This window comes from Pseudoxanthomonas gei (assembly GCF_010119615.1).
Classification (GTDB): Bacteria; Pseudomonadota; Gammaproteobacteria; order Xanthomonadales; family Xanthomonadaceae; genus Pseudoxanthomonas_A; species Pseudoxanthomonas_A gei.
This window is the reverse complement of record NZ_QOVG01000006.1, coordinates 184,004-210,224: the sequence shown is the minus strand read 5'-3', so window position 1 is coordinate 210,224 and position 26,221 is coordinate 184,004. Positions and strand designations below refer to the sequence as shown.

The window sequence follows — 26,221 nt, the reverse complement described above, 5'->3', positions numbered from 1 at the left end:
GTCAGGTGGCGGCAGGGATCTTGATGAGTGCGGCATCGATGCGTTTCAAGGCCTGCTCGCGCCCTGCCAGATACACGGTCTGGGAAATGTCCGGGCTGACCTGGGTGCCGGTGATGGCAACGCGCAACGGCTGCGCCACCTTGCCCATGCCCAGTCCCAGCGCTGCGGCAGTGTCATGCAAGGCAGTCGAGACCGACTCCACGGTCCACTCCACCGCATTCGAGAGGTGGTCGCGGGCAGCAGCCAGCGGCGTGGCAGCGGCGGCATTGAGATGCTTGGCGACGGCGACTTCGTCATAGGCTGCCAGCGGCTGGTACCAGACCGCGGCGCGCTCCGCCATTTCCTTCAACGTATGCACGCGATCACGCAATGCAACGACCACGTCGGCAGCAGCAGGGCCATCGGCCACCTGCAGCCCGAGCCTGTGCAGCTGGTACTCCAGCTGCGGCGCGATGGCGACGGGATCCTCGTTCTTCAGGTAATGCTGGTTGACCCAACCGAGCTTGTCCATGTCCAGTCGCGCGGCCTTGGAATTGACGTCTTCCACCGAGAACAGCTGGATGAGTTCCTCCCGGCTGAACAGCTCCTGGTCGCCATGCGACCAGCCCAGGCGTGCCAGGTAATTGATCAATGCATGCGGCAGGTACCCGGCATCCTTGTATTGCATGACGTCGGCGGCGCCGGTGCGCTTGGACAGCTTGGCGCCTTCCGGGTCCAGGATCATCGGCATGTGCGAGAACAGCGGCACCGGTGCGCCCAGCGCCTCATAGATGTTGATCTGGCGCGGGGTGTTGTTGATGTGGTCGTCGCCGCGGATCACGTCGGTGATGGCCATGTCGATGTCGTCGATGACCACCGCGAAGTTGTACGTCGGATAGCCGTCGGAACGGAAGATCACCAGGTCGTCCAGCTCGCTGTTGCTGATCTCGATGCGACCCTTGATGCGATCCTCGAACACCACGCTGCCGCCTTGCGGATTCTTGAAGCGGATCACCCGGTTCGGGTCTTCCCGGTACGGCAGGTTCTGCTCGCGCGCGCGGCCGTCGTAACGCGGCTTGTCGCCGGCAGCCTGGGCAGCATTGCGGATCGCATCCAGTTCTTCCCTGGTTTCGTAGGCGTAGTAGGCCTTGCCGGCGGCGACCAGGTGTTCGGCCATCTCGCGGTAACGATCCAGGCGCCGGGTCTGGTAGATCGGACCTTCGTCATAGTCCAGCCCCAGCCATTCCATTGCCTCCAGGATCGCGTCGATGGCGCCCTGGGTGCTGCGCTCCTGGTCGGTGTCCTCGATGCGCAGGATGAAGTCGCCGCCACGGTGGCGCGCCTCCAGCCAGCAGTACAGCGCGGTGCGTGCGCCGCCGATGTGCAGGTAACCGGTGGGGCTGGGGGCGAAACGGGTGCGGCAGGACATTGGCAGGCTCGACGGGAACAGGGATCTTGCGAAGCAGGCGATTTTACCCCGTTGAACCTACAATCCGGCCATGAGCACCCTTTTCATCTCCGATCTGCACCTGGATTCCACCCGGCCCGCAATCACCCGTCTGTTTGGCCGCTTCCTGCGCGAGCAGGCATGCAAGGCCGATGCCCTGTACATCCTGGGTGATCTGTTCGAGGCGTGGGTAGGCGATGACGACCCTTCAGAAGTGGGCGTCTTCGTGGCCGCCGCCCTCCAGGAAGTCGTCGCCGCGGGCGTGCCGGTGTATTTCATCCGCGGCAATCGTGATTTCCTGGTCGGCACCGATTACGCCCGCCGCGCCGGTTTCAGGCTGCTGCCCGACCCTGCCGTGGTGGTGTTGCATGGCAAGCCGGTCCTGCTGATGCATGGGGACCTCTTGTGCACCGATGACGTCGCCTACCAGGCGTTCCGCACGCAGACGCGCAATCCGGCCTGGCAGGCGCATTTCCTTGCCCAGCCCGTGGAAGCACGGCTTGCATTCGCTGCGCAGGCGCGCGCGGCCAGCCAGGCGCACCAGGCGCAGCTGCGCGAAGGCGGCAATGACGTGCGCTTCGAGGCCGTGACCGACGTAACCCCGGCCACGGTGCAGGCCACCTTCGCGCGCTTTGGCATCGACACCATGATCCACGGCCACACCCATCGCCCTGCCCTGCACGAGGTGACGGTGGATGGTCGGAATTGCCGCCGCATCGTGCTGGGCGACTGGTATGAACAGGGATCGGTGCTGCGCGCGGATGCCGATGGCTTCCACCTGGATTCACTGCAGACGCCCTAGCAAAGCGCCTACGGGGCCAGTTGCTCCAACGCGGCGATTTCCTCGGCATCGAAACCGGCCTGCAATCGCGCCTGGTGGTTGAACGGGCCGCGCAATACCGGACCGGCATATTTCGTCAGCAGTTCGCGGAAGGTGGAGCGCGGCTCCAGCCCGGCCCGTTCGCAGTACCAGCGGTACCAGTGCGAGCCGGCGGCGACGTGCGCCACCTCCTCGGCAAGGATCAGTTCGAGGATTTGCACGCTCGCACCGTCACCCAGGTTGCGCAGCTTGGCGATCATGCCCGGGGTCACGTCAAGCCCGCGCGCTTCCAGCACCCTCGGCACCAGCGCCATGCGGGCGAGGCCATCATGCGCGGTCTTTTCGGCCATTTCCCACAACCCATTGTGGGCGTCGAAATCGCCGTACTCATGGCCCAGTTCACGCAGGCGATCGCGCAGCAGCACGAAATGCCTGGATTCGTCGTTGGCCACCGATACCCAATCCGCATAGAACTGCGGGGGCAGTCCACGGAAACGGTAGACCGCGTCCCAGGCCAGATCGATGGCATTCAACTCGATATGCGCGATGGCATGGATGAAGGCGGCACGGCCTTCGGCGCTGCCGATGCCGCGTTGCGGCAGGTCGCGCGCTGGCACCAGACGCGGTCGCAGCGGCCGCCCTGGCATGCGCACAGCTTGCGGTGCAGTCGCCTCGGGATCGACGATGAGGTCGCCACGGAAGAACGCGGCGAAATGCGACTGGGTCAGTGCAACCTTCGCGTCGGCTGATGCGGCATCCAGGCACGCGCGAGCGGCTTCAAATAGTGAATCCATGGCTACAGCGCCATCCCTGCCGCTATCGACAGTCGCATGTGTGAAATGACGCTGGCAGGATCACGAAACCCGGCGCTTGCGCTTCGCTTCGTCCGAGCGCAGCGATTCGATGCGTTCGAAGTAGCCCGGCTCGATACCGGTAACGTAATTGCCGTCAAAGCACGACGAATCGAAGCGCTGCAGGTCCAGGTTGCCTTCGCGAACCGAGGCTTCCAGGTCTTCCAGGTCCTGGTAGATCAGCCAGTCGCAACCCAGGAATTTCTCGATGTCCTCGATGCTGCGCTCGTTGGCGACCAACTCATCCACCGCCGGCATGTCGATGCCGTAGATGTTGGGAAAGCGCACCGGCGGCGCGGCCGAGGCCAGGTAGACCTTGCGCGCGCCGGCATCGCGCGCCATCTGCACGATCTGCTGCGAGGTGGTGCCGCGCACGATGGAATCATCGACCAGCAACACCACGCGGTTGCGGAATTCCAGCGGGATGGGATTGAGTTTGCGGCGCACCGACTTCACCCGCTCGCCCTGCCCCGGCATGATGAAGGTGCGGCCGACGTAACGGTTCTTGATGAAGCCTTCGCGGTACTTCACGCCCAGCACGTTGGAGATTTCCAGCGCCGCGTCGCGCGAGGTGTCGGGAATGGGGATGATGGTGTCGATGTCGTGGTCCGGACGCAGGCGCAGGATCTTTTCGCCCAGCTTGACCCCCATGCGCATGCGCGCCTTGTGCACCGACACGTTGTCGATCATCGAATCGGGGCGCGCGAAGTACACGTATTCGAAGATGCACGGCGCGTGCTGCTGCGGCTCGGCGCAGATCTCGGAGAACAGCTCGCCACGCGCGGTGATGACTATGGCCTCGCCCGGCTGCACGTCGCGCACGCGCTGGAAGCCGAGGATGTCGAGCGCCGCCGATTCGGAGGCGACGATATATTCATTGCCCTCGTTGTGTTCGCGCTTGCCCAGCACCAGCGGCCGGATGCCGTGCGGGTCGCGGAAAGCGACCAGGCCCAGGCCCAGCACCACGCTGACCACCGCATAGCCGCCCTTGACCCGGCGATGCACGCCTGCGACGGCGCGGATCGCGGTTTCCGGCGACAGGGTACGCTGACGGTCGAGTTCGTGCGCAAACACGTTCAGCAGCACTTCGCTGTCCGAATCGGTGTTGATGTTGCGGCGATCCTCGGCGAACACGTCCTGGCGCAGGGCTTCGGTATTGATCAGGTTGCCGTTGTGGGCCAGGGCGATGCCGTACGGCGAATTGACGTAGAACGGCTGCGCCTCGTCCAGGCCTTCGGAACCGGCGGTGGGATAGCGGCAATGGGCAATGCCCACCCGGCCTTCCAGGGTGCTCATCGCCTTGGGATTGAAGACATCGCGGACCAGGCCGTTGTCCTTGTGCACGCGCAGGCGCGTGCCGTCGGCGGTGGCGATGCCCGCCGCATCCTGGCCGCGATGCTGCAGGACGGTCAGCCCGTCATAAAGCTGCCCCGCTACGTTCTGGTGACCGACGATTCCGACGATGCCGCACATGGTTTGCGTACTCCGCTTGCTTATTGCGTTGCTGGTAGCGAGTGGGGCCGTTTCTGGCCATTGGGATGCGTGGAGGGTTCGATGTTCGCAGGCTCACCTGCCGGGCTTGGCCCGATCGCTTCGATACCTGCCTCGATGTTTGCGGGCCCCTGCCCGCCGGCCACGATGCTCGCCGGATACCTGCCTGCCGGAACGCCTTCCACCGCCTGCCGCTGCGACACGCCACCTTTGGCATTGTCGATGACTTGCTTGACGATGCCGTCCAGCAAGGGGCCGGACACTGCGTCCGGCCCGCCATTATCGCCCGGGAGGGGGGCTTTGCGAAAATCCATTTCCGGAACGGACCAGCCCGGCAGCCTGGCGCGCATCCAGCTGGCGCCCGGCATCAGCAACGGAAGTGCCACGGATTGCTGCCAGGCCGGTTCCCGCGGCAAGGGCGTGAAGCCCAGCGCCAGCACCAGCAGGCAGGCCAGGAAAGCGCCACGCAGCAGGCCCAGGCCCGCGCCCAGCAGACGGTCAACGCCCGACAGCCCGACCGATTTCACCATGGTCCTGGCAAGCGCCCCGAGCAATGTCACTGCCACCATCACGCCTACGAAAGTCAGCGCGTAGCCGCTAAAACGCTCCGTCATGGTCGGCATGCCGTCATCGGAGAGCCAGACCCCGATCTCGCCGCCGAACTGGAAGGTGATCCAGCCCGCGAGCAGCCAGGCTGCGGTCGAAACCAGGGTGCCGACCAGGCCGCGGACCAGGCCCAACAGGACCGATCCGCCCACGATGATCAACAGCAGGATGTCGATCATCGGCTAGTCAACGGCATGGTGCGGACTGTTGCGGCAGGCGACCTGCCCAGGAATTGCACCAAGCCGGCCAATTGGACACGCGTCCGCAGAGTCGGACCGTTGCTGCTGCAGCGGAGCGTGTCCACTCGAAAAATTCAGGCCTCGAGCTGTTACGGATGCGGACGCACCATGCCTTCGATACCCACTTTTGCCGCGACCTGTGCCTTCAGCCGGTCAGCATCGGCACGACTGGCCACCGGCCCCACACGCACCCGGTTCAAGGTGCCCTTGTCTGTGTTGACCTGTTCGACGAAGGCGCTGAAACCACCTGCGCGCAATTTATCGCGCATGGCAGCCGCATCGGAAGCCTGGGAAAAGGCGCCCAATTGCACCGCAAAACCAACGCTGGAAGCCGCGGCCTTGGGTGTTTCAACCGGCTTGGCGACCGGCGCGGCCGGGAGGGGGGCCGCGGCCACCGGCTTCGGCGCCGTAGCCGTCGGCTTGGGCACTGCTGGCGCTGGAGTGGCCTTGGGTGCCTCAGGCGGCAAAGGCTGAGTGGTTACCGGCGGCGCGGCAACCGCCGCCTGCGCCACCGAGGTTGAAGGGCTTGCAGTTGGAGCGGAAGGCGTTGCGGGCGCCGCGTCCAGGGTCACCACCTGCGCCTTCACATCGCTGCGGACCTGTGCGGCTTTCAGGCGAACTGCTTCGGCGTCGGCGCGGTCGGTGTAGGGACCGATGCGCACGCGATAGGCGGTGCGGCCGTTGATGGTCGCCGGCTCGCGAAACGCGGGCAATGCGGACTGCTTCAACTTTGCGATCACCACGTCGGCATCGGCCGGGGTTGCATAGGCACCAAAGTTGACCGCGTAGTTGCCGCCGGCCGTGCTCGCCGGCAGCATCGCAGCGGCGGCATCGGGGGTTGAGCCGAGCGGAACCGCCTCGCTTGCCGAGGCACCCGCTGCCGGTACCGGCGCGCTGTCCATGCCTACCACTCCGCCTTGGGGCGCATTGCCTGGTGTCACCAGCGGCAGTTCCCGGGTTTCGTACTGGCCGCCGGGCGCGGCGGGCACATCAAGCGGGACGTCGGAGACACCACTGTCGGGGGCAGGCCCCTTGATCAGCATGGGCAGGAAGATCACCGCCAGTGCTACCAGGACGACGGCGCCGATCAGGCGTTGCTTGAGTGCGGTATCCATGCGGGCTCGCAAAACGACGCGGCGGGAATGCCGCGCGAATTATACGGCGCGATGAATCGGCTTCCCCGTCATTGACCTGAATGCAGGACCGCGAGCGCCTCGGCGACGGTGTGGAAGGAACCGAACACCACGATACGGTCGTCGTCGCGCGCATGGGCACGGGCGGCCGCCAGCGCCGATGGCACGTCGGGATGGCGGGATCCGCGTGCCGCCGCAGACGCGGACAATTTGCCTGCCAGCGCGTCCACATCCTGCGCGCGCGAACCCACGCCGTGCAGGCCCGCAAGGAACCACGCGGAAACCTCGCCCTGCAACGCGTCCACCACGCCTCCCACGTCCTTGTCGGCAAGCGCCGCGAACACGGCCAGGGTCTGTCCCGGCACAGGGGCGGCACGCAGCCATGCCGACAGCGTACGCGCGGCCTGCGGGTTATGGCCCACGTCCACGATCACCGGCGTGCCCTGCAGGCTGAAACGCTGCAGCCGTCCCGGCAAGGCCGCAGCGGACACGCCCTGCGCGAGCGCGGTGACCGGAAGCTCGATGTCCAATGCGCGCAGTGCTGCAATGGCAGTGGCGGCATTGGCCTGCTGTGCGGCGCCGCTCAATGAGGGACAGGGCAGCCGGACCTCGAAGCCCGCGTCCCACCAGCGCCAGTGCGCGTTATCCACGGGCTCGTGGAAGAAATCACTGCCCAGGCGAATGGCATTGGCGCCAATGGCATAGGCATGGCGCAGGACACTGGACGGCGAATCGATTTCACCCAGAACCAGCGGCTTCCACGCACGGGCGATGCCCGCTTTTTCGAAGCCGATGCTCTCGCGGTCGTTGCCCAGCCAGTCCACATGGTCGATATCGACGGTGGTGATGACCGCGACGTCCGCATCGACCAGGTTCACTGCGTCCAGGCGACCACCCAGCCCCACTTCCAGCACCACCAGGTCAAGCGCGGACTGCTGGAACAGCCAGAGCGCAGCCAGTGTGCCGAATTCGAAATAGGTCAGTGGCGTTTCCCCGCGCGCGGCCTCCACCACTTCGAAGGCGCGCACCAGTGCGGAATCGCTGGCGTCCTGGCCGTCGATGCGCACGCGTTCGTTGTAGCGCAGCAGGTGCGGCGAGGTGTAGCTGCCCACCTTCAATCCACCGGCCCGCGCGATGGCCTCGATGAAGGCGACCGTGGATCCCTTGCCATTGGTGCCGCCGACGGTGATGACGTGCGCGGCCGGCTTGTCCAGCGACAGCCGCAGGGCTACCTCGCGGGTGCGCTCCAGGCCGAGTTCGATCGAGCTGGGATGCTGTTGCTCAATGTAGTCGAGCCACTCGTGCAACGTGCGTGCCACGGCGTTACAGCGCCCGGTGGACCGCTTCGCCGAAGAACGGCGTGTGGTGCGAGCAGTCGTTGAGGCGCACGACTTCCAGATGCTCCACGTCGGGGCCTTCCAGCAGGTTGAGCGTGGTCGGCGCCTGGCGAAAGCTCCACAGCTTGGCCAGCGGCAGTCCCAGGATGCGGCACAGGATCACGCGGTTGACCGCATCGTGCGCCACGACCAGCAACGTATCGCCGTCGCCCAAGCCTTCGGTGGCGCGCGCGAGGCCCTGCCAGGAACGATCGAGCACCTGTTGCAGGGATTCCCCGCCGGGCATCAGGACCGTTTCCGGCTCCTCGCGCCAGGCACGCAACCGCGTGGGGTCCTTGCCGTCGATCTCGCTGGCCAGCAGGCCTTCCCATTCGCCATGCGCGATTTCCTGCAGATCGGCGTCCAGGGTCAGCATCGGCGCGCGGTCGCGGCCCAATGCCAGTTCTGCGGTACGCCGCGCGCGCGACAGCGGCGAGGCCACCGCGCGGGTGATGTCCATGTGCGCCAGGCGCTTGCCTAGTTCGGTGGCCTGGGACTCGCCCGTGGCGGAGAGGGGAATATCGATCTGGCCCTGGTAACGGCCTTCGGCATTCCACGGCGTTTCGCCATGGCGGGCAAGCAGGATGCGCATGCGTGGGTGGATCCAGTCTGGGAATAATGCCGTTGCAGCTTGCAACAACGAAGGGAGCGAATGATACCGCTCCCTCCATGCGCCGTGCCGCCACGCCTGCGATCAGCGCGCCACGTCCATTTCCTTGAGCAGGCGCGGCGCCGGATACACCTCCTGCATGATCCAGCGCAGGTAACGGCCGTCAACGGAGATCATCCGGGTCATCGCCGGGTCGAATACCCAGTTCGAGCTGACCGACTCCCAATTGCCGTCGAACGCCAGGCCGACCAGCTTGCCCTGCGCGTCCAGCACTGGCGATCCGGAATTGCCACCGGTGATATCCAGGTTGGACAGGAAATCCACCGGCACGCTGCCCAGGCGTTTGTCCTGCAGTCCACCGTAGCGCCTGGCCTTGACCGCATCCAGCAAGGCCTGCGGCGCATCGAAGGGCTCTTCGCCCGTTGCCTTCGCCGCCACGCCTTCGATGGTGGTGAACGGCGTGTACTCCACGCCATCCCTGGGCTCGTAACCGGTGACGTTGCCGAAGGTGATGCGCAGCGACAGGTTGGCGTCTGGATAGACGAACTCGCCCCGGCTCCTGCGATAGTCCGCCACCGCCTGCAGATAGAGCGGCCGCGCAAGCAACGCCTCACCGGCGCGGGTCTTGCGCTGCTCTTCCAACGCCAACAGGGTGGGCATCACGGCCACGGCGTACTCGATAGCCGGATCCTTGCTTGCCTCGAAGTCCTTGCGGTCGGCCTGCAGCCACTTCAGGCGTTCCCCGGTGCTGCCGAGCCGGGTCCGGGCCAGCCGGTCCAGGACACGCTCGAGATCCCGCTCCTTGTCGCCGCCCAGCAATGTATCGATCGCTGCCTGGCGTTGGGTCGCAGGCAGCTTCACGTATTGCTGCAACCAGTACTGCTGCAGCTGGCGATCCATGGCGGCCACGTAACGACGTTCCAGCTGCTTCTGCGCGCCTTCGATGGTGGGCAGGTCGCGCTGCTGGTAACCGGCCTCGCGCTCGGCGTCCGGCTTCTCGCGCTCGATCGCCAGCCGATACAGCTGGATGGCCGACCCGAGCGTGGCGGTGCTGTTGAGCTGGCCAACGACGAAATCGCGTTCGCGCGTCGCCTTGGTTATTTCGCCCAGTTCCAACAACTTCCCGTGCGCCGCCAGCGCCGCGCCGCCCTTCGCCCCACGGCTGCGCAGCCATGCCAGTACGGCGTCCTCATCGGCATGCTTCTGGGCGGCCGCATCGATGCGTTGGAAACCTGCAAACTGGCCTTCGTAGTTCTTGCTGGTGTTGCTCCAGCTGGCCACGGTGCTGGCGTACCTCACCTGTATGTCCGGATCCTTCTTGCCTGCCGCCTGCACCAGCGCGATCAGGTTGGCGTAGTGCTTGCCCACGGTCGGATAGGTCCAGCTGGCCGTATTGTCGAACTCGCTGGCCAGCGCGTAGCGGTTGGTCGTACCCGGATAACCGGCGACCATGACGAAGTCGCCCGCGCCAAGCGGCTTGTCGGCGAACTTCAGCCAGTGCCTGGGACGGTACGGCACGTTGTCGGCCGAGAAGGCGGCCGGCTTGCCGTCCTTGCCCACGTAGGCGCGGTAGAACGCGAAGTCGCCGGTGTGGCGCGGCCACATCCAGTTGTCGATGTCGCCACCGTATTTCCCCACCCCGCTCGGTGGCGCATAGGCCAGGCGCACGTCCCTGATTTCCAGGTTGCGGAACAGGCGATAGGCATTGCCACCGGAAAAGCTGAAGAGGCGGCAGCGGAAGCCAGCCTCGGCTTCACAGTCGGAAACCAGCTTCTTGTCGAAAGCTTCGAGCGCATGCGTGCGTGCCAGCGGATCGTCGCCCGCCAAGCTGATGGCCGCCTTCGCGTCGGCAGTGACATCCCTGATGGAATCAAGCACGTAGATGCGCGCGTTGGGACCGGCGCTGAGCTCGTCACCGGGCGTGGCCGGGTTGAAGCCCTGCCGGATGAGGTTGTTGGAGGCCGTCGAGTTCAACTGGATGGCGCCGTAGGCGCAGTGATGGTTGGTGACCACCAGCCCACCCGGCGAAACAAAGCTGGCGGTACAGCCGCCCAGCGCCACCACGGCACCCATGGGGTCGCCGGTGAGGTCGGCCAGCTGCCTGGCCCCGAGCTTGAGCCCGGCCTTCTTCAATGGTCCGGAAATCTCCGGTAGCTGCTGCGGTACCCACATGCCTTCGGCTGCAAGCGCAGCGCCCATCTGGGCTGACAACACGGTGGCAAGCGACACGGATAGCAACTTCAGGCGCACGATAACTCCTTGCAGATCATGGACTTTCAATTGTAGCGAGGGGGTCCGCCGCTGGCTCCCCTGACCAATGGCACGGGCGTTGGCGCCCCCATCTGGTCCGTCATCTGGCCCAGCGTATAATTCGCGCCCTCTATCAAGCAGGGCCTGCCCCGTCATGGCGCAAACGATGAAAGCACTGGTCAAGCGCGAAGCGGGCAAGGGAATCTGGATGGAACAGGTTCCGGTGCCCAGGCCTGGTCCCAACGACGTGCTGATCAAGCTGGAGAAGACCGCCATCTGCGGCACCGACCTGCACATCTACCTGTGGGACGACTGGAGCCAGCGCACCATCAAGCCGGGCCTGACCATCGGCCACGAGTTCGTCGGCCGCATCGTCGAACTGGGCTCGGCAGTCAGTGGCTACCAGCTGGGCCAGCGCGTCTCGGCCGAAGGCCACATCGTCTGCGGCCACTGCCGCAACTGCCGTGGCGGCCGTCCGCACCTGTGCCCGAACACGGTCGGCATTGGCGTCAACATCGACGGTGCCTTCGCCGAGTACATGGTGATGCCGGCCAGCAACCTGTGGCCGATCCCCGACCAGATTCCCAGCGAACTGGCTGCCTTCTTCGATCCCTACGGCAACGCGGCGCATTGCGCGCTGGAGTTCGACGTGGTCGGCGAGGACGTGCTGATCACAGGCGCCGGCCCGATCGGGGTGATCGCCGCCGGCATCTGCAAGCACATCGGCGCGCGCAACGTGGTGGTCACCGACGTCAATGATTTCCGCCTGAAACTTGCGGCCGACATGGGCGCCACCCGCGTGGTCAACGTGGCCAAGCAGTCGCTCAAGGACGTGATGGCCGACCTGCACATGGAAGGCTTCGACGTGGGCCTGGAAATGAGCGGCAACCCGACTGCGTTCAACGACATGCTCGACTGCATGTACCACGGCGGCAAGATCGCGCTGCTGGGAATCCTGCCCAAGGGCGCGGGCGTGGACTGGGACCGCATCATCTTCAAGGGCCTGACCGTGCAGGGCATCTACGGCAGGAAGATGTACGAGACCTGGTACAAGATGACCCAGCTGGTGCTGGGTGGCTTCCCGCTGGGCAAGGTGCTGACCCACCAGATGCCGATCGACGATTTCCAGAAGGGTTTCGACCTGATGGAAGCGGGCAAGGCCGGCAAGGTGGTACTGAGCTGGAACTGATGGCGGCTGATCAAGCAGGCAACGAAAAAGGGCGCCAATGGCGCCCTTTTTCTTTAAAAGACAGGTGCGCTTACGGGGCCCAGGTCACGGTCAGCACGGCGCGGTCGTCGGCGAGCTTGCCGAAGTTGACGTCACCGTCATTGTCGGTGCCCACGTATCCCAGGCCGACGGTGAAATCGCCCCATGACTTGTTCAGCGTCACCGAATAATCGGTGTAGTCGCGGATCAGTCCCGAGAACGTGCCGTGGCCGATACCAGCCGAAAGCGTCATGTCCCAGGGCAGGTCGGCGCTGCCGCCGGCAGCGTAATACCAGCCATCCTCGCCCGAGTTGTAGACGTCGTTGGTATAGCCGACGGTAACGTTGACGTGGCCGCCAAGGGTCAGCTTGGTGATGAGCTCGTTGTAGGCCAGGTCGCTGGCATTGTCGCCGCCCATGTAGTTGTAGCGGTTGAGCAACACGTCGAGGTTGACGAATTCATCGCCCAGGTCGGTGTTGTAGCCGATGTAGGTGTCGACTTCGGCGTTCACGTCGGTGCCGAAGTCGACGTTGGAAGCCCAGACGCCTGCGTACAGGCCGACCGGAGAGGTGTAGGTGAAGCTGCCCTGCAAGGCCGGCTTTTCATCGGTCTGCGACACGCCACGGAAGGTGTAGTCGGAGGTTGCGGCAACGGTGAATGCGAAAGGCGATTCCGCTTCTTCTTCCGCCACGGCCGAATCCTGCGCGAACGAGACGAGCGGCATGGCTGCCAGGACGAGTGCAACTGCGAAACTGAGCTTGACTGGCTTCATCCGGATTCTCCTGAGGGTTATCGATTGATGGCGGCAACCGCGAAGCGATCACGCATTCACGGTTTTTTAACCAACTCGATACTGCGACGCACCATGGGCCCTGGTCAAGCCCCGCCGGGCCCGGAATTCCATAAAGTTTCCAAGGACTTGTGCCGCCGCATCGCTCAGCGCGGAAACACCCCAAAATGGGTCGCGCCCAGGGTGATTTCCGCACCAGGATCGTGCGTTGGGGTGCCCGCACCGGCGGGCAGCTCCAGTTCGACTTCCGCCTCACTGCCGCGCAATCGCGCCCACAGGCGCTGGCGGGCACCACTGCGCTGGCTGTTGAGCACGGTCGCCGGCCAACCTGCTTCAGGCGTCTGCAGCAGGCGCAGATGCTCCGGACGCACGTACAGCTCCATTGCCCCTTCTCCTTGCAGGCCGACCGGCGCCGGCAGCCGCAGGCCCGCGACTTCAAGGCCACCCTCGTGCCAGCGTCCAGGCAATCGGTTTACCGCACCCACGAAGGAATACACGAATGGGCTGGCCGGATGGTCGTAGGTGTCGGCGGGACTGCCGAGCTGTTCGATGCGACCCTGGTTGAGGATGGCGACGCGGTCGGCCAGCTCCAGGGCTTCTTCCTGGTCATGGGTGACGAACACCGTGGTCAAACCGGTGCGGTCGTGGATTTCGCGCAGCCAGCGCCGCAGGTCGCGCCGTACCTGCGCATCCAGTGCGCCGAACGGTTCGTCCAGCAACAGCACGCGCGGCTCGATGGCCAATGCGCGCGCCAGGGCAACGCGCTGGCGCTGGCCTCCTGACAGCTGTGAGGGAAACCTCGACTCCAAGCCATCCAGTTGCACCAGCGCAAGCAGTTCGGTGACGCGTTCGCGTATGCGCGCCTCCGGCCAGCGCGCGTCGCCGCGCCGCACCCGCAGCCCGAAGGCAATGTTGTCGCGGACATTCATGTGCCGGAACAGCGCGTAATGCTGGAACACGAAACCCACGCGCCGCGCCTGCACGCTGAGCTGCGAAGCATCCTCGCCCGCCAGGAACACGCGACCGGTGTCGGCCTGCTCCAGCCCTGCGATGACCCTCAGCAAGGTGGTCTTGCCCGAACCCGACGGGCCCAGCAGCGCCAGCAACTCGCCCTCGCGCACATTCAGGCTGATGTCGTCCAGCGCGGTGAAATCGCCGAAGCGCTTGCTGGTGTTCTCGATGCGGATGCTCATGCGGGCTCTCTCGATGGATCTCTCAATGACGTCGGTTGGCGGCGAGTGAATCGCTATGCCGCCATTCCAGATAGGCCTTCAGCACCAGCGTGACCAGGGCGCTGAGTGCCAGCAGCGACGCCACCGCGAACGCGGCGCTGTAACTGCCCGAAATGTCGTTGTAAAGCACCTCCACGTGCAGCGGCAGCGTATTGGTACGCCCGCGGATATGCCCGGACACCACCGACACCGCGCCGAATTCCCCCATCGCCCGCGCGCTGCATAGCAGTACGCCGTACAGCAGTGCCCAGCGGATGTTGGGCAGGGTCACCCGCCAGAACGTCTGCCAGCCGCTGGCGCCCAGGCTGAGGGCGGCCAGTTCCTCGTCGCTGCCCTGCTGCTCCATCAGTGGCATCAGTTCGCGGGCGATGAACGGGAAGGTCACGAACAACGTCGCCAGCACGATGCCCGGCACCGCGAATATGACCTTGGGCAACTGCAGGGTGTACTCGCCCAGTCCAGGAAGGGCGAAATGCCAGCCCTCGTCGATCAGTGGCCAGGCCCAACCCTGCGCGCCGAAGATCAGCACGAACACCAGGCCTGCGACCACCGGCGACACGGCGAACGGCAGGTCGATCAGGCTGACCAGCAAACGCTTGCCGGGGAACTCATGCTTGCTCACCGCCCAAGCCGCCGCCACGCCGAATACCAGGTTCAGTGGCACTACGATCACGGTGACCAGCAAGGTAAGGCGAATCGCCGACAGGGTGTCGGCTTCGGTGATCGCAGACAGGAACGTCGGCAGGCCGGCACGCAGGGCTTCCACGAAAACCAGCAGCAGCGGCATCAGCAGGAAACCCAGCAGGAAACCCAGCGCCAGCACGATCAGCACGACCTGCACCCAGCGCGGCTCGGTGATGGCCGAGGCCATGCCGTTCTGGACGGTGCTGGCGGGTGCCCGGAGTTCCTGGCGCGGCATGGCGATGACAGCGGTAATGGCGTCGCCCATCTTAGCCTCCCCGCCGCGACAGCCTGGCCTGCAGGGTGTTGATGACCAGCAGGACGGCCAGCGACAGCAGCAGCATGGCCAGGGCAATGGCAGTGGCGCTTGCGTAATCGTATTCGTCCAGGCGGAAAGTGATCAGCAGGGGCGCGATTTCGGTCAATCCGGGCAGGTTGCCGGCAATGAAGATCACCGATCCGTACTCACCCACGCCGCGCGCAAAGGCCAAGCCAAAGCCCGCCAGTACCGCCGGCCACAGGGCAGGCAGTACGACGCGGCTGACCGTATGCCAGCGGCTGGCGCCCAGGGTGGCGGCAGCCTCTTCCAGTTCGCGTTCCACTTCCGCCAGCACCGGCTGCACCACGCGCACCACGAACGGCAGGCCCACGAACACCAGCGCCACCACGATGCCCAACGAGGTGTAAGCCACCTTGATGCCGGCCTTCTCCAGCCATTGGCCGATCCAGCCCGACGGCCCGTAAAGCGCGGTCAGCGCAATGCCAGCCACGGCAGTGGGCAACGCGAACGGCAGATCGATCATGGCATCGAAGATGCGCTTGCCGGGGAAGCGATAGCGCACGAAGACCCAGGCCACCAGCGTACCCATCACCGCATTGAACGCGGCCGCGGCAAACGCGGTGCCGAAGCTCAGTTTCAGTGCAGACAGGACGCGGGGCTGGGTCCATATCTCCCATAAACCCTGCAGCCCAAGTCCGCCGGCCTTGACGAACAGGCCGGCCAGCGGAATCAGCACGATCACGCCCAGCCAGGCCAGGGTGATGCCCAGGCTCAGGCCGAAACCGGGCAGGACGCGCTTGCGCCCTGCCCTTTCATGCCGCGAAGAAGTTGTTACCGCCATGGATTATTTTTCGGACTGGATCTGGTCAAACACGCCGCCTTCGGCGAAGTGCGTGGCCTGCGCCTTGGCCCAGGAACCGAACACGCCTTCTATCGTCACCAGTTCCACCTTCGGGAAACGGGCAATGTCGGCGGGATCTGCGAATTGCGGATGGCGCGGCCTGTAGTAATGCCTTGCCGCGATCTTCTGGCCCTCGGGAGAATACAGATACTGCAGGTAGGCCTGCGCCACCTCGCGGGTGCCGTGCTTGTCCACGTTCTTGTCCACCAGTGCCACGGGTGGCTCGGCCAGTATCGACAGCTTCGGCACCACGATCTCGAACTTGTCCGGTCCCAGTTCCTCGATGGAAAGAAACGCCTCGTTTTCCCAGGCCAGCAACACATCGCCAATGCCGTTCTGCACGAACGTCGTGGTGGCGCCGCGTGCGCCGGTATCCAGCACCGGCACGTTGCGGAACAGCGCGCGCACCATGTTGCGGGTCTTGGCTTCGTCGCCTTTGAAGATCTTCAGCCCGTACGCCCAGGCAGCCAGGTAGTTCCAGCGCGCCCCGCCGGAGGTCTTGGGATTGGGCGTGATCACCGCCACGCCCGGCCGCAGCAGGTCGGGCCAGTCCTTGACCTTCTTCGGATTTCCCTTGCGCACCAGGAACACGATGGTGGAGGTGTAAGGCGTGCTGTTTTCCGGCAGGCGCTTCTGCCAGTTCGCCGGGAAAAGCTTGGCGCGCTGGGCGATGGAATCCACGTCATAGGCCAACGCCAGGGTCACCACGTCCGCTTCCAGGCCGTCTATCACCGAGCGCGCCTGCTTTCCCGATCCGCCGTGCGAGGTTTCTATCTCGACTTTCTGGCCTTTTTTCTGCAGCCACTCCTTGGCGAACGCGGCGTTGAAATCCTTGTACAGCTCCCGGGTCGGGTCATAGGAAACATTGAGCAGTTTCACATCCTTGGCCATGGCACCGGCGGCAAGGGTCAGACCGAAGGCAAGCAGCACGGCCCGGAGCGATGATGAGACGGATGTGGATTTCATGTAGGAAGCTCCGGTTTCTTAAAAGGCTACTTGCAGGCGAGTGAATACGGCTTTCTCGTCTTCGCGATCGGCACCGCCCGCGGCGCCGCCTTCCAGGCTGGTCTGCAGGTAATTAATTACCAGCTTGAGGTTGCTGTTGAGGTACCAGTTCAGACCCACGGTCCAGGACGATGCCTCGCTGGAGGAGACCGCCGGATCTGCGAACAGCGGGAAAGCATCCTCGTCCACTTCCAGCACGCCATAGCGGCCGACCAACTCGAACGCGCCCCAGCCGTCCTTGCCCGGATTGAACGGGTTCGATGGCTTCACCACTCCACGATAGCTGGCGTCCTCGCCGGTCAGCACGTAACTCGCGGTTGCCTGCCAGGCCTTGTGGGAAAACTCGTCGCTCACCCCGCCGATGCGTACTTCCTGCCTGGACACGATGTACTCGGCCAGCAATCCGAACGCATTGCGATAGTAATAACCCTGGGGTGAGAACCGGCTCTGCTGGCCATCGGCCAGGACGGCCGCGCGATAGTTGAAGAACTGCACCTGGCCCGGGGTGCGGTAACGGGGCAGGAAATTGTTGCCACTGCCGACCTTGTCGCCGACGCTGGCACCGATGCCGAAGCCGAGGCCGGACCAGGCGTTGGCGCTGTTCTTGAAGGGTTCGAAGAACACGCGGCCGGCATACTCGAACTCATTGTCCGGATTGGCGGTGACCGCATCGCGTCCATCGACGGTTCCGTTGAACACGCCGATGGCGTAACCCAGCCGCCCTTCGGCCACGTCACCCTGCAACTGGATGCCGATGTCGCGGTTCGGCGCCAACTCGCTTGGCAGCGCCCGTTCCACATCGGCCAGCGCCGAGGAGGATTGCAACCGCTCCAGCCCCACCGGGGAAGTGAACTTGCCCGCGCGTACCGTATAGGCGGGATCAAAACGCAGGTCCACGTAGGCGTCGACGATGCTTGCGCTGTCGCCTGCGAATTCCGGAGTGAAACGGAAGCCGACCAGCTTGCCCAGCGAGCCTTCGATGATCGGCCGCGCGGTGCGCAGCAGGAAGGTGTCGTTGTTGCCGGACGGCACGCCGTCCAGGAAGAACCGGCCATCGCCCTGCAGCAGTCCGCGGATCTTGATCTCGTAGTCGCCATTGGCCGACTTGAACGAAGCACCCTTGTCGTTGACCGCGATCACCGGCGCTTCCTTGGCCTTGGCCACCTGTTCCTCCTGCTGCAGCTCCAGCTTTCGCTCCAGGATGCGCAGGCGCTGGTCCAGATCGGCCAGGCCCGGTTCGCCCGCTGGTGCGCCTTCGTCGCCCTCGTCCGGAGTCCCGATGACGCGGCGCTCCAGCGCTTCGAGGCGCTGCTGCAATTGTTCAACCGTGAGCTTTTCCTGGGCCGAAGCAGGAACAACCAGCGCACAGGTCATTGCCCCCGCGATCCATGCGGTCCTGGCCTTCGACTTGGCTTGCCTGGTTCCTGATCTCACGGCTGATTCCTGAATAGGCCTCTCGGCTGGAAGGCTGATGCTGCGTATGCACATTGCCAAGGAGAAATGAATTAAGCCCCTGGACTTATGCCGTATTGGCATGACCTAGCCTACTGTCAGGTCTGGAGTCGAAATGGATTGTTAAACTGGCGCTCTTTATTGAGTGCATGGCCCATGTCCGACTCGCTGACCTCGCATTACGCCGCGGAGCTCGACTCCATCCGTGCCCAGGGGCTTTTCAAGTCCGAACGCATCGTCACCAGCCCGCAGTCCGCGGAAATCGAGCTGGCCGACGGCCGCAAGGTATTGAACTTCTGCGCCAACAACTACCTGGGCTTGGCCGACCACCCCGACATCATCCAGGCCGCGAAGGACGCACTGGACAGCCACGGCTTCGGCATGGCCAGCGTGCGCTTCATCTGCGGCACCCAGGACCTGCACAAGCAGCTGGAGGCCAGGATCGCAGAATTCTTCGGCACCGAGGACACCATCCTCTACGCTGCCTGCTTCGATGCCAATGGCGGGCTGTTCGAGCCATTGCTGGGCGAAAACGACGCAGTCATTTCCGATGCACTCAACCATGCCTCGATCATCGATGGCGTGCGCCTGTGCAAGGCCAAGCGGTTCCGCTACGCCAACTGCGACATGGCCGACCTGGAAACGCAGCTGCAGGCCGCTGACGCTGCCGGTTGCAAGACCAGGCTGATCACCACCGACGGCGTGTTCTCGATGGATGGGTTCATTGCACCTCTGGATGAAATCACCGCGCTGGCGAAGAAATACGGCGCACTGGTCCATATCGACGAATGCCATGCCACCGGCTTCCTGGGCGCGACGGGCCGCGGCTCGGCAGAGGTCAAGGGCGTGCTGGACAGGATCGACATCATCACCGGCACCCTCGGCAAGGCGATGGGCGGCGCGCTGGGCGGCTTCACCACGGCGAAGAAGGAAGTCATCGAACTGCTTCGGCAGCGCTCACGCCCCTACCTGTTCTCCAATTCGCTGCCGCCGCACGTCGTGGCCGCCGGTATCAAGGCGTTCGACATGCTCGAATCGGCAGGCGACCTGCGCGAAACGCTTTCGCAGAACACCCGATATTTTCGCGAGAAGATGACGGCCGCAGGTTTCGACATCCGTCCGGGCGTGCATCCCATCAGCCCCGTGATGCTGTACGACGCGCCCCTGGCGCAGCGATTCGCGGCGCGGCTGCTTGAGGAGGGCATTTACGCGATCGGCTTCTTCTTCCCTGTCGTTGCCAAAGACCAGGCACGCATCCGCACCCAGATCAGCGCCGCGCATACCCGCGAGCACCTCGGCCGGGCCATCGACGCCTTCACCCGCATCGGGCATGAGCTGGGCGTCATCAAGAGCTGACCGCCTCACAGGCTGCAAAAACTATTCGTTTCCGGCAGTCAACCCGGCCACTTCGGCCGGGCTCAAGTGACGCCATTGCCCCTTGGCCAGGTCGCCCAGCATCAATCCGCCAATTGCGATACGGACCAGCCGCAGCACGTTGATGTCGAAGGCGCTCAGCAACCGTCGTATCTGGCGGTTGCGGCCTTCGTCCAGCACGATTTCCAGCCATGCATTGCGCCCGCCGCAGCGGAGCAGCTTGGCCGCGCTTGCGCGCAGCAGCTCGCCATCCACCTCCACTCCTGCAACAAGGCGACCCAACAGGGGTTCATCGGGTATGCGATCGACCTGCACGTGATAGGTCTTCGACGGACCGGTTTCAGGATCGCTTATGCGTGCCGCCCATTCCGGATCGTTGGCGAAAATCAGCAGCCCCTCGCTGGCCTTGTCCAGACGTCCGACCGGCGCAATCCAGCCCAGGCCGGCACCGTCGAAACAACGGTAGACCGTCTCCCGTCCGCGCTCGTCGTGTGCGGTGGTGACCAGGCCGCGGGGTTTGTTGAGCACGAGGTAACGAAGCTCGCCCTGCCCCCTTTCCACGCCATCAATGGCGATGCGGTGGATACCACGCACCACGGGGAATTCGATATCCCTGACCACCCGGCCGTCGACGGATACGCGTCCAGCGGCTATCCATGCAGCCGCTTCCGTGCGCGAACAGATGCCCAGTTTCGAAAGGGTCCGCGCCAGCCCATGCCGCACGGCTTTGCTGGCGGAAGACTGGGCAGCTTTTGCAACCACGGGCATTTACCTTGCGCGCCCGCAGTGCGGGCGGCCTCGCTGGAGGATTACTTGTTGACAGGCTCGACGGGTGCAACAACCGGTGCCGGAGCGGCTACCGCAGGCGCTGCCTTGACCACGCGTACGCCACGGGACTTCATCCACGCATCGAATTCGTCGGCGGTCATGCGCTTGCCGTTCTGGGTCATGTCGAAGCGCCATGGCGTATTGTCGAATTCTGTCTTCGGCTTGTAGGCAGCCGGATCATTCGGATTGGCCACGCTCTGGACGGGCATCGCCATCGCCACGTTCTGGCAGGCCTGCACCCGCATCCTCAGCAATACCCGATCGACTGACTGCGCCTCGTCATAGGCATGTGCCAAGACGCCACTCGGCGAGCCCAATGGAGTGGTGTTGGCGAACAGCTCCGGTGCAACCGGCGACAGGCTCGTCTGCGAAGAAGAAAGCGGCGCTGCAAGCACGCTGCCGCTGCAATTTTGCAGGGCATTGGCGGCCGGGATGACGCAGAAGGCAAGCAAGCTGGAGACAACGATGCGGCGCATGGGCAAACCCGGACTGAATGTGTGCCTGAGTGTAGGAAGCGACGCCTGCAATATCAAGGAATGCAGGCGCGTGACGCTGCAATCCAAGTTACCGCAGCGGTTCATGCAGCCCCGCAGGCGGATACGCACGCAAAAAGAAGCCCGGCACTAGGCCGGGCTTCGGGTCTTGCTTGAACCTGCGTCCGATTAATTCTGGACGTTCAGCTCGGTACGACGGTTCTTCTCGCTCTTGCAAGCCGGGAAGGCCTGGCCCAGGTCTTCCAGCGGACGGCTCTCGCCGTAGCCGTTCGGGCCCGCCAGACGGCCGGCATCGACGCCGTTCGTGGTCAGGTAGTCATACACAGCCTTGGCGCGACGCTCGGACAGGCCCTGGTTGTAGCCGTCCTTACCGCACTGGTCGGTGTGGCCGGCGACTTCAACGCGCAGATCCGGGTAACGCTTCAGGATTTCGGTGGCTTCGCTCAGGATCGCGATCGCGTCCGGACGCAGCGTGGCCTTGTCGAAGTTGAAGTTGACGCCTTTCAGGTCGATCGCCACGGAAACCGGGCAACCGTCCGGTCCGATGGTCTGGCCAGCCTGCGAACCCGGGCACTTGTCGTTGCAGTTGTTGACGCCGTCGCCGTCGTCATCCAGGTCTGCGCAGTTGGCGGCAACCGGCGGGGCAACGGGTTCAGCAACGGCGCGGGCACCGAGCGGAATCACGACGCCGACCGAAGCCAGGATGTCGCCGAAGTAGCTTTCATTCTGCTGGTGCGGGTAGCCCTGGCTCTGGGCCGGACCGGCTTCAGCCGCGAAGCTGGAATCGTCGAAGTCGGCACGGTAGGCCAGCTCGGCACGTACTGCTACGCGCTTTTCGAACGTGGACTGCACGCCAACACCAAGCTTGGCGGCAAAGTTGCCGTCCTTGCGCTGGCCCGGGGAATTCGGGTTCGGGAACGCGTCGTACTCTTCTTCCGAACGCTGGTAGCCCAGGCCCGCAAGCAGGTACGGGTTCCAGCCACGGCCTTCAGAGATGAAATGGCGGCGCAGGTCCAGCGAGACGCCGTACTGGCTCCAGTTCAAATCGTCATTGGCGCCGGCGACACCACCGTCAAAGTTCGGGTTCTGGTAGTTCAGCTCGCCGTCCAGCGACCAGTTCGGGCTGATGAACTTGCCCAGGCCAAGGCTCAGGAAAGGAGTGTCTTCAGTGCGGCGGTCATTGTCCTGCATGTTGTAGCCAACCGCGCCCGTCAGGTACCAACGGTCGTCGAACTCCTGAGCGGAAGCGGCCTGCGCCCAGCTCAGACCGGCCAGCATTGCGGCACAGAGAATTTTCTTATTCATTTGCAGCTCCTTAAAAAGAAATCAGATGTTAGAGAAACCGGAGTACTTCGCTACGGGTCCAGCTTTATTAGTAGTTCAGACGGCCATGTCTGCACGCCATCCAGGCAAGGTTATGCGCGTCCACGTGAAGGCCGTGTTAACGGTACCGTAACAAGTCAGGTCCCGGCCAACAGGGCGCACTATCTCATATCAGGCTGCACGGTACATGTTCATGAATGCGTCGCCTGCCATGTTGGGCGCCGTCGCGGGGGGCAGCCATGGCGCGCGGGAGCTGGGGATGGCGGGGCTGACAGCTGTGTGGCCAACGTCCAGTCGCCTTTGACCAAAGGCCAAGCAAATGGCTTCCCAGGCGCTTTCGGGCGCCCGCGTGCTGCGGTGCTGGCACGAAGACGACTTCACCGACCAACCTATGTACCGCTTGTCGGGATCATGGTTGCCGGCCAGATGTCCTTGAATTGCAGCCAACGGATTCGCGCCGATGGCGGAGCAGGCGGTACGGGTTCCGTTCGTGCAGAGAGCCGGCAACAAGAACCCCGCCAGCTCTGGCAGAGCATCACACGCGTTTTCACGGCGCCAGGAGGGTCGATCCTGTGGTCCACCACCTGACCGCCGATGTCGACCATCACTTGTAAGGCTGGGGGCGAACGGCGGAACGCAGTTCATGACTCCTGGGAGATCCGGAGCGGGAACCTTACGGGTCCTGGCAGCCACAGCGCGCCTTTCTTCCGCATCGGTCCAGGCTTGGTTGAACGTGCACGCATGCAACACACCGACCCGCCGCCAACGCTTGGATGACAGATTCCTGGCCCGACCTTTGTTGCATGGAAACCAAACCGCTGCCTTCGCTGTTCCTGTCCCACGGCTCCCCGATGATGGCCCTGGAGGATTCGCCCACGGCACGCTTCCTGGACGCCTTGGGCACCTCGCTGCCACGCCCGCGAGCGGTGGTGGTGGCATCGGCGCACTTCATGGCCCGCGAGCCGACCGTGACGTCGAACCTGGCGCCGGAAACCATCCATGATTTCGGCGGCTTCCCCAGGCCCCTGTACGAGATCCAGTACCCCGCCCATGGGGCACCGGTGCTGGCCGGGGAAATCGCCTCGCGGCTGATCCAGGCCGGCTTCGACGCCCGCGTCGATGACCGCACGGGGATCGACCATGGCACCTGGGTGCCGCTGCGGCGCATGTACCCGGGGGCGGACGTTCCGGTCGTGGCCCTGTCGGTGAATCCGTCCCAGAGTGCGACCTGGCACTACCAACTGGGGCGCGCCCTGGCGCCGCTGCGCGAGGACGGCGTACTGGTCATTGGTTCCGGCGGCTATTCCCACAACCTGCGTGAGCTTGACTGGCAGAACGGGGATGCCCCCCTCTACCCGTGGGTAGAGGCCTTCACCGACGCACTCAGTGCGAAACTGCTGGCAGGCGACCTGCAAGGCGCCCTGGACTGGCTCGCGCTGCCGGAAGCGCGCCGCAACCATCCCAGCACCGAACATCTGTATCCGCTCTACATAGCGCTTGGTGCAGGCGGCCCCGATGCCGTGGCCACGCGGCTGCACCACGCGGTGCAGATGGGTGGCATGGCGATGGATGCGTTTGCCTTCGGACAGGCTGCCTGAGGCTCAGGGGGCCAGGCCGCGCTCCCAGGGCGCGTCACCGAACTGCAGCACCAGGAAATCGACGAATGCCCCCACCCGTGGCGGCACCAGCCTTCGCTGCGGCATCACCGCGCTGATGGCGGTCGTGGCGAGCCTGCAATCAGGCAGCACGACCTGCAGGCGTCCGGCACGCAGGTCTTCGGCCACGTGCCATAGCGAATGGATGGCAATGCCCTCGCCCGCCACCGAGGCATCACGCAGCAGTTCGCCGTAGTTGCTTTCGAACCTGCCCTGCACGCGGATTGCGTGTTCCTCGCCATGCCGATCCTGCAGGCGCCATACATCCTGGCGACCGGCACTGCCGAACAGCAGCAGGCAATCGTGCTGCACCAGATCCCGGGGCAGCTCTGGCGCGCCGCGCCGCCGCAGGTAATCGGGTGAGGCGCACAGCACCCGCCGGTTGGGCGCGATCTGCCTGGCCACCAGGCCCGAATCTTCCAGAGCGCCAATGCGGATCGCCAGGTCGAATCCTTCGCTGACCAGGTCCACGACCTGGTCACTCAGGTGCACGCTGATGCGCAGCTTGGGATGCATGGCCAGGAACTGCGGCAGCAGTGGCGAGATGTACTGGCGACCAAAAGAGGCCGACAGCGTGACCCTGAGAGTCCCTGCGATTTCGGTGCCGGTCTCGCGCAGCCCCGAACCCAGCGCTTCCAGGTCTTCGACCAGCACCCGGCCCTGCTGCGCCAGGGCCGCGCCTTCGGGAGTGGGATGCAGGCGGCGGGTGGTCCGATGCAGCAGGCGCACGCCGAGGTCACGCTCCAGCCGCTTCAGTCGCTGGCTGGCCACGGCCACCGACAGATCCAGGCTGCGGGCCGCTGCTGTTATGGAGCCCAGATCCAGGACCCGAAGGAACAGGGCGAGATCGCCTACCCGATCCATTATCAATAATCCGTTGAAATTGATTAGCCATAATCGCCGTTTTTAATATTGCGCGGAAGTCCCAAGCTGGCGGCCTTCGGAAATCCGGGTCCTTATCTTGAACACCACCACTTCCACCGTTCCCGCCGGTCGCAGACGCTTCCCCATTGCCCTGTATGCGCTGACGGCCGGCGCCTTCGGCATCGGCACGACCGAATTCGTGATCATGGGCCTGCTGATGCAGGTAGCCGCCGACCTGCAGGTCAGCATCGCCGCGGCCGGACTGTTGATCTCCGGCTACGCACTGGGCGTGTTCGTCGGCGCGCCGCTGCTGACCGCCGCCACCCGTCGCATGCCCCGCAAGGCGGTGCTGGTTGCGCTGATGATCATCTTCACCCTGGGCAACCTGGCCTGTGCACTGGCGCCCAGTTACACGGTGCTGATGATCGCCCGGGTGGTCACCTCGCTGGCCCACGGCACCTTTTTCGGGGTTGGCGCGGTGGTGGCGACCGGCCTGGTTGCGGAAGATCGCAAGGCCTCGGCGATTTCCATCATGTTCACCGGCCTGACCGTGGCCACCCTGCTCGGCGTGCCCGCGGGCGCCTGGCTGGGCCTGCATCATGGCTGGCGCGCAACGTTCTGGGCGGTGACCGCGATCGGCGTCGTGGCCACCGTAGTCATCGCGACGCTGGTGCCGAAAGACCGTGGCGATGCCGCACCCATGGCGTTTGGGGACGAGCTGAAGGCCGTTGCGCGCCCGCAGGTGTTGCTGGGGTTGCTGATGACGGTGCTGGGTTTCGGCGGCATGTTCACCGTCTACACCTATATCCAGCCGCTGTTGACGCAAGTGGCAGGGTTCGCCGAGGCCGCCGTGTCGCCCATCCTGCTGGTGTTCGGCGTGGGAATGATCGTGGGCAACCTGCTGGGCGGAAAATTCGCTGACCGCCGCCTGCTGCCTGCCCTGCTGGGAACGCTGTCCGCGTTGGCCCTGGTGATGGGCCTGATGACCTTCGTGCTGCACAGCCAATGGGCCATGGTGCTGTTCGTCGGGCTGCTGGGCGCGACGGCGTTCGCCACTGTTTCGCCGCTGCAGCTGTGGGTGCTGCAGAAGGCCAGCGGCGCGCAAAGCCTGGCCTCGAGCCTGAATATCGGCGCCTTCAACCTGGGCAACGCGTTCGGCGCGTGGCTGGGTGGCGTGGTGATCATGCATGGACCCGGCCTTGAAGCCCTGCCATGGGTTGCGGCGCTGGTGCCGCTGTCCGCATTGATGGTGGCGCTGTGGGCGATTGCGCTCGAGCGTCGCGGTCACCCGCCCGTGTTGATCGAACAGACCCACTCTGCCTAACCTTCCCTC

23 protein-coding genes are annotated in these 26,221 nt (G+C 64.6%); 5 read left to right on the top strand and 18 right to left on the bottom strand.

Annotated features, from left to right (window positions below; all coding sequences use genetic code 11):
• Window position 1: 1 nt before the first annotated feature.
• Window positions 2–1,408, bottom strand: coding sequence for a glutamate--tRNA ligase (gene gltX / locus DT603_RS10735; RefSeq protein WP_162349870.1), 1,407 nt, complete (start codon window positions 1,406–1,408; stop codon window positions 2–4).
• Between the two features lie 70 nt (window positions 1,409–1,478).
• Here gltX and lpxH point away from each other — a divergent pair, with 70 nt between their 5' ends.
• A complete protein-coding gene (lpxH, locus tag DT603_RS10730) occupies window positions 1,479–2,228 on the top strand; it encodes a UDP-2,3-diacylglucosamine diphosphatase (RefSeq protein ID WP_162349869.1) in 750 nt (249 codons plus the stop codon).
• 8 nt (window positions 2,229–2,236) lie between these two features.
• On the opposite strand, the gene DT603_RS10725 is transcribed toward lpxH, so the two are convergent.
• The 7 genes from DT603_RS10725 to DT603_RS10695 all read right to left on the bottom strand — a co-directional run bounded on the left by DT603_RS10725 (window position 2,237) and on the right by DT603_RS10695 (window position 10,802).
• Entirely contained in the window at window positions 2,237–3,040 is an 804-nt protein-coding gene (locus tag DT603_RS10725; RefSeq protein WP_162349868.1) for a ferritin-like domain-containing protein, read from the bottom strand.
• Between the two features lie 60 nt (window positions 3,041–3,100).
• Entirely contained in the window at window positions 3,101–4,570 is a 1,470-nt protein-coding gene (gene purF / locus DT603_RS10720) for an amidophosphoribosyltransferase (protein WP_162349867.1), read from the bottom strand.
• Between the two features lie 20 nt (window positions 4,571–4,590).
• Window positions 4,591–5,373 (bottom strand): CvpA family protein, encoded by a 783-nt coding sequence (locus tag DT603_RS10715; protein WP_162349866.1) that lies wholly within the window; start codon window positions 5,371–5,373, stop codon window positions 4,591–4,593.
• Between the two features lie 149 nt (window positions 5,374–5,522).
• Window positions 5,523–6,548, bottom strand: coding sequence for an SPOR domain-containing protein (locus DT603_RS10710; RefSeq protein ID WP_162349865.1), 1,026 nt, complete (start codon window positions 6,546–6,548; stop codon window positions 5,523–5,525).
• 68 nt (window positions 6,549–6,616) lie between these two features.
• On the bottom strand, window positions 6,617–7,885 hold the full coding sequence (gene folC, locus DT603_RS10705) for a bifunctional tetrahydrofolate synthase/dihydrofolate synthase (RefSeq protein ID WP_162349864.1): 1,269 nt from the start codon (window positions 7,883–7,885) through the stop codon (window positions 6,617–6,619).
• 4 nt (window positions 7,886–7,889) lie between these two features.
• Window positions 7,890–8,534, bottom strand: a complete 645-nt coding sequence (locus tag DT603_RS10700; RefSeq protein ID WP_162349863.1) for a histidine phosphatase family protein — start codon at window positions 8,532–8,534, stop codon at window positions 7,890–7,892.
• 102 nt (window positions 8,535–8,636) lie between these two features.
• The gene (locus DT603_RS10695; RefSeq protein WP_162349862.1) at window positions 8,637–10,802 is read right to left on the bottom strand and encodes a S46 family peptidase; all 2,166 of its coding nucleotides are present in this window, start codon (window positions 10,800–10,802) and stop codon (window positions 8,637–8,639) included.
• A gap of 154 nt (window positions 10,803–10,956) precedes the next feature.
• On the opposite strand from DT603_RS10695, the gene tdh reads away from it, so the two are divergent.
• Window positions 10,957–11,991: an L-threonine 3-dehydrogenase gene (tdh, locus tag DT603_RS10690; protein WP_211368387.1), complete on the top strand. Its 1,035-nt coding sequence runs from the start codon at window positions 10,957–10,959 to the stop codon at window positions 11,989–11,991.
• Between the two features lie 70 nt (window positions 11,992–12,061).
• Here tdh and DT603_RS10685 read toward each other — a convergent pair whose 3' ends face one another.
• The 6 genes from DT603_RS10685 to DT603_RS10660 all read right to left on the bottom strand — a co-directional run bounded on the left by DT603_RS10685 (window position 12,062) and on the right by DT603_RS10660 (window position 18,332).
• The gene (locus DT603_RS10685) at window positions 12,062–12,781 is read right to left on the bottom strand and encodes a TorF family putative porin (RefSeq protein ID WP_162349860.1); all 720 of its coding nucleotides are present in this window, start codon (window positions 12,779–12,781) and stop codon (window positions 12,062–12,064) included.
• A gap of 164 nt (window positions 12,782–12,945) precedes the next feature.
• Window positions 12,946–13,992 (bottom strand): sulfate/molybdate ABC transporter ATP-binding protein, encoded by a 1,047-nt coding sequence (locus tag DT603_RS10680; protein ID WP_162349859.1) that lies wholly within the window; start codon window positions 13,990–13,992, stop codon window positions 12,946–12,948.
• 22 nt (window positions 13,993–14,014) lie between these two features.
• Window positions 14,015–14,950 (bottom strand): sulfate ABC transporter permease subunit CysW, encoded by a 936-nt coding sequence (gene cysW, locus DT603_RS10675; protein WP_425500959.1) that lies wholly within the window; start codon window positions 14,948–14,950, stop codon window positions 14,015–14,017.
• A 31-nt stretch (window positions 14,951–14,981) separates the two neighbouring features.
• A complete protein-coding gene (gene cysT, locus DT603_RS10670) occupies window positions 14,982–15,833 on the bottom strand; it encodes a sulfate ABC transporter permease subunit CysT (RefSeq protein WP_162349857.1) in 852 nt (283 codons plus the stop codon).
• Window positions 15,834–15,836: 3 nt separating this feature from the next.
• Window positions 15,837–16,859: a sulfate ABC transporter substrate-binding protein gene (locus DT603_RS10665; protein WP_162349856.1), complete on the bottom strand. Its 1,023-nt coding sequence runs from the start codon at window positions 16,857–16,859 to the stop codon at window positions 15,837–15,839.
• Window positions 16,860–16,877: 18 nt separating this feature from the next.
• The gene (locus DT603_RS10660) at window positions 16,878–18,332 is read right to left on the bottom strand and encodes an OprO/OprP family phosphate-selective porin (RefSeq protein ID WP_343037749.1); all 1,455 of its coding nucleotides are present in this window, start codon (window positions 18,330–18,332) and stop codon (window positions 16,878–16,880) included.
• 174 nt (window positions 18,333–18,506) lie between these two features.
• On the opposite strand from DT603_RS10660, the gene kbl reads away from it, so the two are divergent.
• Entirely contained in the window at window positions 18,507–19,706 is a 1,200-nt protein-coding gene (gene kbl / locus DT603_RS10655) for a glycine C-acetyltransferase (RefSeq protein WP_162349855.1), read from the top strand.
• A 21-nt stretch (window positions 19,707–19,727) separates the two neighbouring features.
• Here the strand turns inward: kbl and DT603_RS10650 are convergent, their stop codons facing one another.
• The 3 genes from DT603_RS10650 to DT603_RS10640 form a co-directional block, all read right to left on the bottom strand.
• Complete coding sequence (locus tag DT603_RS10650) at window positions 19,728–20,492, bottom strand: pseudouridine synthase (protein ID WP_162349854.1); 765 nt, start codon at window positions 20,490–20,492, stop codon at window positions 19,728–19,730.
• 41 nt (window positions 20,493–20,533) lie between these two features.
• Complete coding sequence (locus DT603_RS10645; protein WP_162349934.1) at window positions 20,534–21,028, bottom strand: hypothetical protein; 495 nt, start codon at window positions 21,026–21,028, stop codon at window positions 20,534–20,536.
• 186 nt (window positions 21,029–21,214) lie between these two features.
• Entirely contained in the window at window positions 21,215–22,351 is a 1,137-nt protein-coding gene (locus DT603_RS10640) for an OmpA family protein (protein ID WP_162349853.1), read from the bottom strand.
• An 821-nt stretch (window positions 22,352–23,172) separates the two neighbouring features.
• On the opposite strand from DT603_RS10640, the gene DT603_RS10635 reads away from it, so the two are divergent.
• Window positions 23,173–23,967, top strand: coding sequence for a dioxygenase family protein (locus DT603_RS10635; protein ID WP_162349852.1), 795 nt, complete (start codon window positions 23,173–23,175; stop codon window positions 23,965–23,967).
• A gap of 3 nt (window positions 23,968–23,970) precedes the next feature.
• Here DT603_RS10635 and DT603_RS10630 read toward each other — a convergent pair whose 3' ends face one another.
• The gene (locus DT603_RS10630) at window positions 23,971–24,888 is read right to left on the bottom strand and encodes a LysR family transcriptional regulator (protein ID WP_162349851.1); all 918 of its coding nucleotides are present in this window, start codon (window positions 24,886–24,888) and stop codon (window positions 23,971–23,973) included.
• A gap of 97 nt (window positions 24,889–24,985) precedes the next feature.
• Between DT603_RS10630 and DT603_RS10625 the strand changes: the two genes are divergently transcribed.
• Window positions 24,986–26,212 (top strand): MFS transporter, encoded by a 1,227-nt coding sequence (locus DT603_RS10625; protein WP_425500956.1) that lies wholly within the window; start codon window positions 24,986–24,988, stop codon window positions 26,210–26,212.
• Window positions 26,213–26,221: the final 9 nt, after the last annotated feature.